Below are 11,301 nucleotides of genomic sequence, written 5' to 3'. Positions count from 1 at the left end.
GCGCTTGGCCACGGCCGTGAGCCAGGCGGCGGGGTTGTCGGGCACGCCTTTTTCGGGCCATTGCTCCAGAGCCGACACCAGCGCGTCCTGCGCCAGTTCCTCGGCCAGGCCCACGTCGCGCACCATGCGCGCGACGGTGGCAATGATCTTCGCGGATTCGATGCGCCACACCGCCTCGATGCTGCGGTGGACGGCGGCCCCGCCACCTCCGCCGCCGCGGCCCTCGGAAGCACCCATGGCTCAGGTCTTCTTGACCGCCTGCATCGACGCGAATTCGGTGGTCAGCGCCTGCACGTCGGGCGGGAAGTCGGCAATTTCCTGGATCTGGCGGACCTCGATGACCTCGTTCTCGCTGCCGGGGCAGCGCGTGGCCCATTCGATGGCGTCGGCGCGCGAAGGCACGTCGATGATCCAGTAGCCGCCGAGCACCTCCTTGGCCTCGGCAAAGGGGCCGTCGACGACCTTGGGCTTGCGGCCCGGAAAGCTCACGCGCGCACCCATCGAGGGCGGATGCAGGCCGTCGCAGCTGATCAGCACGCCGGCCTTCTGCATCGACTCGTTGTAGGCCATCATGGCCGCCACCGCGTCGACATCGTCGGGAATGGTGCCGGGCGCGGCAGTTTCGTAGCCGTGGGGAATCATCAGCAGCATGAATCGCATGGCAGTCTCCTTCGGTGCGGTGTTGCCGTTCAGCGGCCGGCCTTGGCCCGGGCCTCGGATTCGGCGCGCAGGCGCTCTTCCTGCGCCAGCAGCTCGGGTGTCATCGAGTCGGCGAAATCGGAGGCTTCGAACACCTGGCGGATCTCGATCTCGCCCTCCTGGAACGGGCTGCGCTTGATCCACTCGATGGCTTCCTCCTTCGACTTGACCTGCAGCAGCCAGAAGCCCGCGAGCAACTCCTTCGTCTCGGCGAAAGGACCGTCGATCACGGTGCGCTTGAGGCCTTCGCAGCGCACGCGCGCGCCCCTGGATGACGGATGCAGCCCTTCGCCCGCGAGCAGCACGCCGGCCTTGACCAGCTCCTCGTTGAACTTGCCCATGGCGGTGAGCACTTCGGTGCTCGGCATCACGCCGGCTTCGGAATCCTTGTTGGCCTTGACCAGAACCATGAATCGCATGTCGTTTCTCCTGAAGGTTGATGAAATCGGGAGGCACTGAAACCGCGCGCTCCTGTTCACACGTCGCACGAGCGCAAGCCCGATCGACACGCCTGCCTCGATCTATTTGTAATTTTATGTATCAGATTTTCAGGGCAGGTAGCCGCAGAAGCGCAGCACATGCCCGTCGGGCTCGCGGATGGCGAATTCGCGCAGGCCCCAGGGCTGCGAGACGGGCGGCTCGATCACCGTGACGCCGCGCTTCGCATAGGCGGCGTGCAGGCCGTCGATGTCCTTGCCCACGTGGATCACGATCTCGCCGCGCCAGGGCGGCACCCCGCGGGTGTTGCACTGCCACAGCCGCAGGTAGACCGGGTCGCCGTAGCTGCGGTCGCCCTTCTTGACCCGTGCATAGCTCGGCGGCTCGCCGGCGATGAAGTCGATCTCGAAGCCCAGAACGTCGCGGAACCAGCGCGCGGCGCGCGCGGCGTCGGACACCGGCAGCACGGGCTGCACGCCGTGGAATTCATGCAAGGTGCCGAGATCGGGGGCGTCGGCCACGCCGGTGCCGGCGGCCATCAGTCGGATTCGCGCCGCAGCGCCGCGACGCGCTCTGCAATGACGTCGACGTCGAGCGCGTCTTCCGCATGCGCGAGGTAGGTTTTCAGGTCGCGCACGGCGGCTGCGGTGTTGCCCTGCTCGGCATGCGCGATGCCGCGGTCGCGGTACTCGCCCCAGGCGTTGGGCAGCAGCGCGATCAGGCGGTCCTGCACGGCGATGGCGCGCTGCCAGTCTTCCTGCGCGCGGTGCACCCTGCCCCTTCGGCAGCGTGACCTTGAGCATGAAGTGGCCCGGAAAGCCGATGCCGCGCGCCTGAAGGCCCAGCCCCTGTGCGAGTTCCATCCACAGCACCGCGAGCGAAATGGGAATGCCGCGGCGCGTGCGCAGCACGGCGTTCAGGTAGCTGTTGTCGGGGTCGTAGTAGTCGTTGACGTTGCCGCCGAAGTTCAGGTCGTTGAAGAAGAACTGGTTGAGCGCGCGCAGCCGCGCGAGCGGTGCGGCATCGGCCGGCAGCCGGCGCTTCAGGCGCGCGAGCAGCTGGTCGACGTCGCCCAGCACCTGCTGCACGTCGAGGTCGGGGTATTCGTCCTGCGCGAGGCTGGCGGCAGCCTCCAGCAGCGGAAAGTGCTCGTCGCTCTGCACCAGCGATTCGAAATACGCCAGGGCCGTGGGAACCTGAAAGCTGAACGTCATGTGTCTTTGTAGAGGAGCATTCGGGGAGCGTCAAGGCGGTGTTTTCAGCTTGCGCAAGCCGAAAAAAGCCGCGCCAGGCGCCGCCCTGCACCAGCATGCCCGCCAGCACCTGCAGCGCGAACTTGCCCCAGCCGGGTTCGGGCTTGTAGCTGCCGCGGCGGATCAGGCCGACCAGCAGCCAGATCGCATTGACCAGCGCGCCGATGGCAATCGTCAGCGTGAGTGCCGCATGCTGCAGCACCGGCACCAGGAAGACATTGAGGACCTGGGTCAGCACCAGCACGCCCACGGCGATCAGCATGGGCGTGCGCGTGTCCTGCCTGGCGTAGTAGCCGGGCGCGAGCACCTTGATGGCCACCAGCCCGATCAGCCCGACGCCGTAACCCATCAGCGCCACGGTGGTGCGCTGCACGTCCTCGCCCTGGTAGGCGCCGTTGTGGAACAGCACGGCCACCAGCGGCTTCGCAAAGAGCAGCAGCGCGACGGCGCACGGCGCCGACAGCAGCACCACCAGCCACAGGCCCAGGTCGAGCAGCGACGAGTAGCGCGCGTCGTCCTTGGCCGCGCGGGCGCCGGCCAGCTGCGGCATCAGCACCACGCCGAGCGCCACGCCGAGCATCGCGGTCGGGAATTCCATCAGGCGGTCGGCATTGCCGATCCAGGTCACGCTGCCGACTGCAAGGTGCGAGGCGATCTGCGTATTGATGAGCAGCGAGATCTGCGCCACGCTCACGCCCAGCAGGGCGGGCAGCATCAGCTTCAGCACCTGGCGCGTGGCGGGATCGCGCCAGGCGTCGCCCAGCGCCTTGAAACTCGCGCCGATGCGCGGCATGAGGCCCAGCGCACGCAGCGCCGGAACCTGGATGGCCAGCTGCAGCACGCCGCCGACCAGCACGCCCACGCACTGGGCATAGATCGGCTCGATGCCGTAGCGGCGGAACAGCGGCGCGCCGACCACGATCGCCAGGATCAGCGCAATGTTGAGCAGCACCGGCGAGGCGGCCGGCACGGCGAACTTGCGCCAGGTGTTCAGGATGCCGCCCGCCAGCGCCACCAGCGACATGAARCCGATGTAGGGAAACATCCAGCGCGTCATGACCACGGCCGCGTCGAAGCCCGCCAGCCCGCTGGCCATGGCCCACACCAGCAGCGGCGCGCCAGCCACGCCGGCCACGCAAACCACCACCAGCGCCCAGGTCAGCAGCGTGGCGACGTGGTCGATCAGCGCCTTGGCGCCCTCCTGGCCGGCCTCGGTCTTGCGCGCCGCGAGCACCGGCACGAAGGCCTGGCTGAAGGCGCCTTCGCCGAAAACCCGCCGGAACAGGTTGGGAATGCGGAAAGCGACGTTGAACGCGTCGGTCAGCGCGCTGACGCCGAACACCGAGGCAAAAAGCACGTCGCGCACGAGGCCCGTGATCCGCGAAGCGAGCGTCAGCAGGGATACGGTGGAAGCGGATTTGAACAGGGACACGGGGCGAGTGTAGGGCCCGCCAAGCCCCGATTCGGCGAAAAACGCAACCCGGCCTATAATGGAGGGCTTTGCTGCATCATCCTCAGACACCTAAGGAACTAAACCATGGCATCCGCCAAGCCCAAGAAAAAGAACCCGCGCCTCGCCTCCGGCCGTAAGCGCGTCCGCCAGGACACCAAGCTCAACGCTGCGAACACCTCGCTGCGCTCCAAATACCGCACCGCCGTGAAGAATGTCGAAAAGGCCGTCCTGGCCGGCGACAAGACCAAGGCAAGCGAACTCTTCGCGAAGGCCCAGAGCATCGTCGACACCGTCGCCGACAAGGGCATCTTCCACAAGAACAAGGCAGCTCGCGACAAGAGCCGCCTGTCGGCGAAGGTCAAGGCCCTCGCCCTCGCGCCTGAAAAGGCCGCCGCCTGACACCTGTCAGGCAAGCCCGGACCGGAATCCTCCGGTCCGCCGTTTGATCGGGGTGCGCTGCAGCAAAGTGTAAAAAACCGCCTTCGGGCGGTTTTTTCATGTCCGATCGCTTCCTTCCTGCCGGAGGAAGCCGCCCGCTCAGGCCCTGGACGGCACGTCGGGCACCAGGCAGGCCTCGGCCACCTGCAGGTCGTTGTCGCGTGCGAAGTTCACGCAGAAGTCCCATGCCATGGGTTCGGCGTCGCGCAATGCGCGGTTCACCACCACGCACTTGACCCCGTTGATGGTGGTCGGAATGCACCAGGGCGAATAGCTCAGGTGGCTGCCCGGATAGGCGCCGCCGGGACGGAAGGAGCACATCACGCCGGCCAGCCGCTCGGCCCAGTCGCTGGGGCGGAAAGTCCGGCCATCGTGGGTGATGCCCTGGATGAAGATTTCTTTGGCAGTGGGGGAAATCATCGTTGAATGAGGCGCCCGGAGCAGGTGCTGCGGTGCAACAAGCGATTCTATCCGGGCGCCTTTCGCCTCCCGGGAAGGGGGCATTGCTGTAATGCGGAATCCTCAACGAAGCCGTCAAAGCGCACGCCTAGAATCCGCGGTTCCCTATCTGGAGAACCGAATGAGCGCTACCGCCCAGCCCACCTCGCCCCACGTCATGAACACCTACGGTCGCCTGCCGATCGCGCTGTCGCACGGCCAGGGCTGCCGAGTCTGGGACACCGCGGGCAAGGCCTACCTCGACGGCCTCGGCGGCATTGCCGTGAACACGCTGGGCCACAACCACCCCGAGCTGGTGCCCGCGCTGCAGGACCAGATCAGCAAGCTGATCCACAGCTCCAACTACTACCACGTGCCCGGCCAGGAACAGCTGGCCGCCAAGCTGACCGAGCTCTCGGGCCTGACCAACGCCTTCTTCTGCTGCACCGGCCTGGAAGCCAACGAGGCCGCCCTGAAGCTCGCGCGCAAGTTCGGCCACGACAAGGGCATCGAGCGGCCCGAGATCGTGGTGTACGAAGCCGCTTTCCACGGCCGCAGCATCGCCACCCTGTCGGCCACCGGCAACCCGAAGGTGCAGGCCGGCTTCGGCCCGCTGGTCGAGGGCTTCATCCGCGTGCCGCTGAACGACATCGAGGCCCTGAAGAAAGCCACCGAAGGCAACCCCAACGTGGTCGCCGTGTTCTTCGAGACCATCCAGGGCGAAGGCGGCATCAACCCGATGCGCTGGGAGTACCTCAAGCAGGTGCGTGCCCTGTGCGACCAGCGCGACTGGCTCATGATGATCGACGAAGTGCAATGCGGCATGGGCCGCACCGGCAAGTGGTTTGCGCACCAGTGGGCCGGCATCAAGCCCGACGTGATGCCGCTGGCCAAGGGCCTGGGCTCGGGCGTGCCGATCGGCGCCGTGGTGGCCGGTCCCAAGGCCGCCCACATCTTCGGCCCCGGCAACCATGGCACCACCTTCGGCGGCAATCCGCTTGCGATGCGCGCCGGCATCGAGACCATCCGCATCATGGAAGAGCACAAGCTGCTCGAGAACGCCGCCGCCGTGGGCGAGCACCTGAAGGCCGCGCTGGAACGCGAGATCGGCGGCCTGACCGGCGTGAAGGAAATCCGCGGCCAGGGCCTGATGCTGGGCATCGAGCTCGACCGGCCCTGCGGCGTCATCCTGAACCGCGCCTGCGACGCCGGCCTGCTGCTGAGCGTGACGGCCGACAAGGTGATCCGCCTGGTGCCGCCGCTCATCCTGAGCATTGCCGAGGCCGACGAGATCGTCGCGATCCTCGCGCCCCTCGTCAAAACATTCCTGTCGGAGCCCGCAGCGCAATGACGACCGCCACCACGCCCAACGCCATCCGCCACTACCTGCAGTTCTCGGACTTCACGGCCGACGAATACGCCTATCTTTTCGATCGCATGGCGATCATCAAGAAGAAGTTCAAGACCTACGAGAAGCACCAGCCGCTGACCGACCGCACGCTGGCCATGATCTTCGAGAAGGCCAGCACGCGCACCCGCGTGAGCTTCGAGGCGGGCATGTACCAGCTCGGCGGCAGCGTGGTGCACCTGACCACCGGCGACAGCCAGCTCGGCCGCGCCGAGCCCATCGAGGACAGCGCCAAGGTCATCAGCCGCATGGTCGACCTCGTGATGATCCGCACCTACGAGCAGACCAAGATCGACACCTTCGCCGCACATTCGCGCGTGCCGGTGATCAACGGGCTGACCAACGAATTCCACCCCTGCCAGATCCTTGCGGACATCTTCACCTACATCGAGCACCGCGGTTCGATCCAGGGCAAGACGGTGGCCTGGGTCGGCGACGGCAACAACATGGCCAACACCTGGCTGCAGGCCAGCGAGATCCTCGGCTTCAAGGTGCACGTGAGCACGCCCAGCGGCTACGAGGTCGACCAGTCGGTGGCGGGCCTGCGCTCGGCCGACAGCTACCAGGTCTTCAAGGACCCGATGGAAGCCTGCCGCGGCGCCGACCTGGTGACCACAGACGTCTGGACCAGCATGGGCTACGAGTCCGAGAACGAGGCCCGCCGCAAGGCCTTTGCCGACTGGTGCGTCGACGAGGACATGATGCGCATCGCCCAGCCCGACTCGCTCTTCATGCACTGCCTGCCGGCACACCGCGGCGAGGAAGTGCAGGCCGAGGTCATCGACGGTCCGCAGTCGGTGGTGTGGGACGAGGCCGAGAACCGGCTCCATGCGCAGAAGGCGCTGATGGAGTTTCTGCTGCTGGGGCGGCTCTGAGCTCCTGACCGAAGGCGCAGCCGCGTGTCCCATTGCCAGCAATGCGGCGCCTGCTGCGCCAGCTACCGCGTCGACTTCAGCATCCATGAACTCGACGACAACGGCGGCAAGGTGCCATCCGGCCTTGCGGTTGACGTGAACGGCACCCTCTGCCGCATGCGCGGCACCGACCACACGCCGCCGCGCTGCGCGGCGCTCACCGGCAAGATCGGCCAGGCCGTGGCCTGCGGCATCTACGAATGGCGCCCCAACCCCTGCCATGAGCTGCAGGCCGGCAGCGGCGCCTGCGAGCGGGCCCGTGCGCGCCATGGGCTGCCGGGGCTGCCTTCCTGAGCCGGTCGCGATCATCTCGTCACGCCGTGTGTTGGAAATAACCGACACCACGACCCCCCGCCCGGCGCTAACTTTGCGCCATGCGTTCCCTGCAACCCCAACTCCGCCTCTGGGACATCTCGCCGCCCGTGCATGAAGGCACGCCGGTGTTCCCCGGCGACACGCCCTACCAGCAGCGCTGGGCCGCGACCATATCGCCCGACTGCCCGGTCAACGTCAGCGAGATCAAGCTCTCGCCGCACATCGGCGCGCATGCCGATGCGCCGCTGCACTACGACCCCGAAGGGCGCCCCATCGGCCTTGTCGACCTTGCGCCCTTCCTCGGCCCGTGCCGGGTGATCCACGCCATTGCCAAGGGGCCGCTGATCGAGTGGGAGCACATCGCGCATGCCGTCACGAGCCAGATGCCGCAGCGCGTGCTCGTGCGCACCTATGCCGCCATGCCCGTCGGGCATTGGGACCCGCAGCTCGCGGCCTACGCGCCCGCCACGGTCGAGCGGCTCGCGGCCATGGGCGTGAAGCTCATCGGCATCGACACCGCCAGCATCGACCCGGCCGACAGCAAGACGCTGGAAAGCCACCAGCGCATCCGCCGCCTCGACCTGCGCGTGCTCGAGAACCTCGTGCTCGACGAGGTGCCCGAGGGCGACTACGAACTCATCGCGCTGCCGCTCAAGCTGGTCAGCGCCGATGCCTCCCCGGTTCGCGCCGTGCTGCGCGAGCTTCCCCGCTGAAAACCTCCACCATGACAACCCTCGAAGACTGCCGCGCGCTCGACGCGCAAGACCCGCTGCGCGCCTTGCGCGACCAATTCATCATTCCCGAGGGCGTGCTCTACCTCGACGGCAACTCGCTCGGCGTGCTGCCAAAGGCCGCGCCCGCACGCATTGCCGAAGTGGTGGCCAAGGAATGGGGCGAGGGCCTGATCCGCTCGTGGAACACCGCGAGCTGGTTCGACCTGCCACAGCGCCTGGGTGACAAGGTGGCGCGGCTGATCGGCGCCGCGCCCGGCGAAGTGGTGTGCACCGACAGCACCTCGGTCAATCTGTACAAGGTGCTGTTCGCGGCGCTCTCGCAGCAAAAGGACAGCGGGCGCAAGCTGGTGGTCAGCGAGCGCAGCAACTTCCCGACCGACCTCTACATTGCCGAGTCGCTGTGCCGCGAGCGCGGCTTCACGCTCAAGCTGATCGAGGCGAGCGAGCTGCCCGCGGTGCTGACCAGCGAAGTGGCCGTGCTGATGCTCACGCACGTGAACTACCGCACCGGCGCCATGCACGACATGAAGGCCGTCACCGCCGCCGCGCATGCCGCCGGCGCGCTCACGGTGTGGGACCTCGCGCACAGCGCGGGCGCGGTGCCCGTGGCGCTCAACAACAGCAATGCCGACTACGCCATCGGCTGCGGCTACAAGTACCTGAACGGCGGCCCCGGCGCGCCGGCCTTCGCCTGGGTGCATACGCGGCATGCCGGCAAGTTCGAGCAGCCGCTGTCGGGCTGGTGGGGCCATGCCGCGCCCTTCGAGTTCACGCCGCACTATCGCCCTGCGCCGGGCGTGGGCCGCTATCTCTGCGGCACGCAGCCGGTCATCGCGCTGACGGGGCTGGAATGCGGCCTGGACACCGTGCTCGCGGCCGAATCCTTCAACGGCGAACAGGGCGCCATGGCCGCGCTGCGCGCCAAGTCGCTCGCGCTCACCGACCTGTTCATCGCGCTGGTCGAAGAACGCTGCGCGGGACAAGGTCTCTCGCTCGTCACGCCGCGTGACCACGCACAGCGCGGCTCGCAGGTGTGCCTGAGCCGCGACGAAGGCGCCTACGCCATCGTGCAGGCGCTGATCGCGCGCGGCGTGATCGGCGACTACCGCGCCGGCGATTCGCAGATGCCCGACATCCTCCGCTTCGGCTTCACGCCGCTGTACCTCGGCTTCGAGGACGTGTGGAACGCGGTCGAGCACCTGGTGCAGGTGCTCGAGACGGGCGAGTGGCGGCGCGCCGAATTCAACCGCAAGAACGCAGTGACATGAGCACCGAAAAGAGCACCGAGAAGATCGTCCACGAGGAAAAGGCGCAGCTGGATTTCAGCGCGTCGATGAGCTACGGCGACTACCTGCACCTGGACGAGATCCTCAACGCGCAGCATCCGCTGTCGCCCGCGCACGACGAGATGCTGTTCATCGTGCAGCACCAGACCAGCGAACTCTGGATGAAGCTGATGCTGCACGAACTGCGCGCCGCCACCAGCTGCATCGCCGAAGAGAAGCTGGCCGACGCCTTCAAGATGCTCGCGCGGGTGAGCCGCATCATGGAGCAGCTGGTGAGCGCATGGACCGTGCTCTCGACCATGACGCCGCCCGAGTACACGGCGATGCGGCCCTACCTCGCCAACTCCAGCGGCTTCCAGAGCGCGCAGTACCGCTGCATCGAGTTTGCGCTCGGCAACAAGAACGCCGCCATGCTCAAGCCGCATGCGCACCGGCCCGACCTGCTGGCGCAGGTGGATGCGGCCTACCGCTCGCCATCGCTCTACGACGAGTCGCTGAAGCTGCTCGCACGGCACGGCCTGCCGGTGCCCGCCGATCACCTGGAGCGCGACTGGACCCAGCCCTACCAGGCCAGCGACGGCGTGGAAGCGGCCTGGCTCACGGTGTACCGCAACCCGCACGACCATTGGGACCTGTACCAGCTCGGCGAAAAACTCACCGACCTGGAAGACGCCTTCCGCCTCTGGCGCTTTCGCCACGTGACCACGGTGGAGCGCGTGATCGGCTTCAAGCGCGGCACGGGCGGAACGGGCGGCGTGAGCTACCTGCGCAAGATGCTCGACGTGGTGCTGTTCCCCGAAATCTGGAAGCTGCGCACCGATCTGTGAGCCGGCGCTTGCCCCGCCTGCCCGAAGCGCTACAGTCGTTGGCAACAACGATGGAGGCTCTGCCATGAACGATGTCCAGTTCTCGCCCGACGAGCTCGCGACCCTGCGCGAGCACGGCGTGGTCCTGTTCGCGGACCGCGTGATCTTCGAGGCCCAGCCGCCCATGCCGGCGCAGCGGATCGCCGCCATCGAGGCGCTGTGCGCCGGCCCGCTGCCCGAGGCACTGGCCGCGCTGTGGCGGCAGACGGCAGGCGGGCGGCTCGACTACGACCTGTCGCTGCCGATGGGCGGCAACGTGGAATCCATCAGCTGGTCGGAGCTGTTCTGGGACGGCAGCGACGGCTACCGCGACCTGCAGGGCTGGATCGAGCACGAACAGGAGCTGGCCGAAGAGGCCGCCAAGGAAGAAGGCCGCGCCTGGAGCGGCAAGCTCACGCACCTGCCCTTCGGCGGCTTCGAATACCTCGACCGCGTCTATGCGGTGGTCGAGCCCGGCCCCGAGCACGGCCGCATCGTCGCGTGGAAGCACGGGCTGCCGCCCGCCTGGACGCATGCGCTGCACGAAGACAGCGTGAGCACCATCGCGCCCGACCTGCGCGGCGCCTTCGCGGCCCTGCACCTGGACGAGGATCCGCTGGCGCCCACGGGCGACTATTTCTCGGGCCAGGACCTGCTGCAGTACCTCGACGACCGGCACCAGGACCATGGCCTGGATCTCGACCTGATGGACAAGCTGGTGGCCTTCTATTGCCGCGCCGTGGTCGACTGGCGCACGCCGCTGGCGGACGGCACGCTGCGCCGGCTGCCGGCCATTGCGCGCGCCGCGCTGCACCACGCCATCGGCACCGACGATGCGGATCTGGTGGCCGAACTCGCGGCCTCCGGCGTGAGCTTCGGTGGCCCGCAGCAGGGCAGCGCGCTGGCCACCGACGTGGCCATTGGCCAGGGCGCCTTCGCCGCGGCCATGGCGCTGGTGCGCGCGGGTGCGCCGGTGGCGCGCGATGCGCTGGRCAATGTCGACGGCCAGATCTCGCCCGAGCTCACGAGCGCGCTGCTCGCCAATGGGGCGGAGCCCAGCGTGGCGGCCATCGTCAAATG

General features: G+C 67.7%; 14 protein-coding genes and 2 pseudogenes. 8 read left to right on the top strand and 8 right to left on the bottom strand.

Going from position 1 to position 11,301, the window contains the following annotated elements:
- The 7 genes and pseudogenes from AC1DOC_RS08810 to murJ form a co-directional block, all read right to left on the bottom strand.
- Positions 1-237: sigma factor (locus tag AC1DOC_RS08810; protein WP_478129676.1), on the bottom strand; the 237-nt coding region annotated here is incomplete at its 3' end.
- 3 nt (positions 238-240) lie between these two features.
- The gene (locus tag AC1DOC_RS08805; protein WP_012746603.1) at positions 241-660 is read right to left on the bottom strand and encodes a YciI family protein; all 420 of its coding nucleotides are present in this window, start codon (positions 658-660) and stop codon (positions 241-243) included.
- Positions 661-689: 29 nt separating this feature from the next.
- The gene (locus AC1DOC_RS08800; RefSeq protein ID WP_012746602.1) at positions 690-1,118 is read right to left on the bottom strand and encodes a YciI family protein; all 429 of its coding nucleotides are present in this window, start codon (positions 1,116-1,118) and stop codon (positions 690-692) included.
- Positions 1,119-1,247: 129 nt separating this feature from the next.
- A complete protein-coding gene (locus AC1DOC_RS08795; protein ID WP_012746601.1) occupies positions 1,248-1,676 on the bottom strand; it encodes a bleomycin resistance protein in 429 nt (142 codons plus the stop codon).
- Positions 1,676-1,909 (bottom strand): tetratricopeptide repeat protein, encoded by a 234-nt coding sequence (locus AC1DOC_RS08790; RefSeq protein ID WP_478129675.1) that lies wholly within the window; start codon positions 1,907-1,909, stop codon positions 1,676-1,678. The genes AC1DOC_RS08795 and AC1DOC_RS08790 overlap by 1 nt, the downstream gene beginning before the upstream one ends.
- Before the next feature lie 70 nt (positions 1,910-1,979).
- Positions 1,980-2,351 (bottom strand): annotated as a pseudogene (locus AC1DOC_RS08785) (transglutaminase family protein); the annotation flags it as partial.
- Between the two features lie 58 nt (positions 2,352-2,409).
- Positions 2,410-3,912 (bottom strand): annotated as a pseudogene (murJ, locus tag AC1DOC_RS08780) (murein biosynthesis integral membrane protein MurJ); the annotation flags it as partial.
- Positions 3,913-3,927: 15 nt separating this feature from the next.
- Between murJ and rpsT the strand changes: the two are divergent.
- Positions 3,928-4,242, top strand: a complete 315-nt coding sequence (gene rpsT / locus AC1DOC_RS08775) for a 30S ribosomal protein S20 (protein WP_007831346.1) — start codon at positions 3,928-3,930, stop codon at positions 4,240-4,242.
- A 138-nt stretch (positions 4,243-4,380) separates the two neighbouring features.
- Here rpsT and AC1DOC_RS08770 read toward each other — a convergent pair whose 3' ends face one another.
- The gene (locus tag AC1DOC_RS08770; RefSeq protein ID WP_012746598.1) at positions 4,381-4,701 is read right to left on the bottom strand and encodes a DUF3579 domain-containing protein; all 321 of its coding nucleotides are present in this window, start codon (positions 4,699-4,701) and stop codon (positions 4,381-4,383) included.
- 160 nt (positions 4,702-4,861) lie between these two features.
- Here AC1DOC_RS08770 and AC1DOC_RS08765 point away from each other — a divergent pair, with 160 nt between their 5' ends.
- The 7 genes from AC1DOC_RS08765 to AC1DOC_RS08735 all read left to right on the top strand — a co-directional run.
- Positions 4,862-6,070 (top strand): aspartate aminotransferase family protein, encoded by a 1,209-nt coding sequence (locus AC1DOC_RS08765; protein ID WP_012746597.1) that lies wholly within the window; start codon positions 4,862-4,864, stop codon positions 6,068-6,070.
- Positions 6,067-7,002 carry an ornithine carbamoyltransferase gene (gene argF / locus AC1DOC_RS08760; RefSeq protein WP_012746596.1) on the top strand — a complete coding sequence of 312 codons (936 nt, stop codon included), beginning with the start codon at positions 6,067-6,069 and terminating at the stop codon, positions 7,000-7,002. Before AC1DOC_RS08765 ends, argF begins: the two co-directional genes overlap by 4 nt.
- Before the next feature lie 24 nt (positions 7,003-7,026).
- Complete coding sequence (locus tag AC1DOC_RS08755; protein WP_012746595.1) at positions 7,027-7,335, top strand: YkgJ family cysteine cluster protein; 309 nt, start codon at positions 7,027-7,029, stop codon at positions 7,333-7,335.
- Positions 7,336-7,415: 80 nt separating this feature from the next.
- On the top strand, positions 7,416-8,069 hold the full coding sequence (gene kynB, locus AC1DOC_RS08750) for an arylformamidase (protein ID WP_012746594.1): 654 nt from the start codon (positions 7,416-7,418) through the stop codon (positions 8,067-8,069).
- An 11-nt stretch (positions 8,070-8,080) separates the two neighbouring features.
- On the top strand, positions 8,081-9,358 hold the full coding sequence (gene kynU, locus AC1DOC_RS08745; RefSeq protein WP_012746593.1) for a kynureninase: 1,278 nt from the start codon (positions 8,081-8,083) through the stop codon (positions 9,356-9,358).
- Complete coding sequence (gene kynA / locus AC1DOC_RS08740) at positions 9,355-10,203, top strand: tryptophan 2,3-dioxygenase (protein ID WP_012746592.1); 849 nt, start codon at positions 9,355-9,357, stop codon at positions 10,201-10,203. The genes kynU and kynA overlap by 4 nt, the downstream gene beginning before the upstream one ends.
- A gap of 64 nt (positions 10,204-10,267) precedes the next feature.
- The coding region (locus AC1DOC_RS08735) for an SMI1/KNR4 family protein (protein ID WP_478129674.1) at positions 10,268-11,301 on the top strand (1,034 nt) is incomplete at its 3' end.

This window comes from Variovorax sp. 01T439_2, from assembly GCF_056398445.1.
Note: the sequence above shows the minus strand (reverse complement) of the source record. Positions and strands in the feature narration are given on the sequence as shown.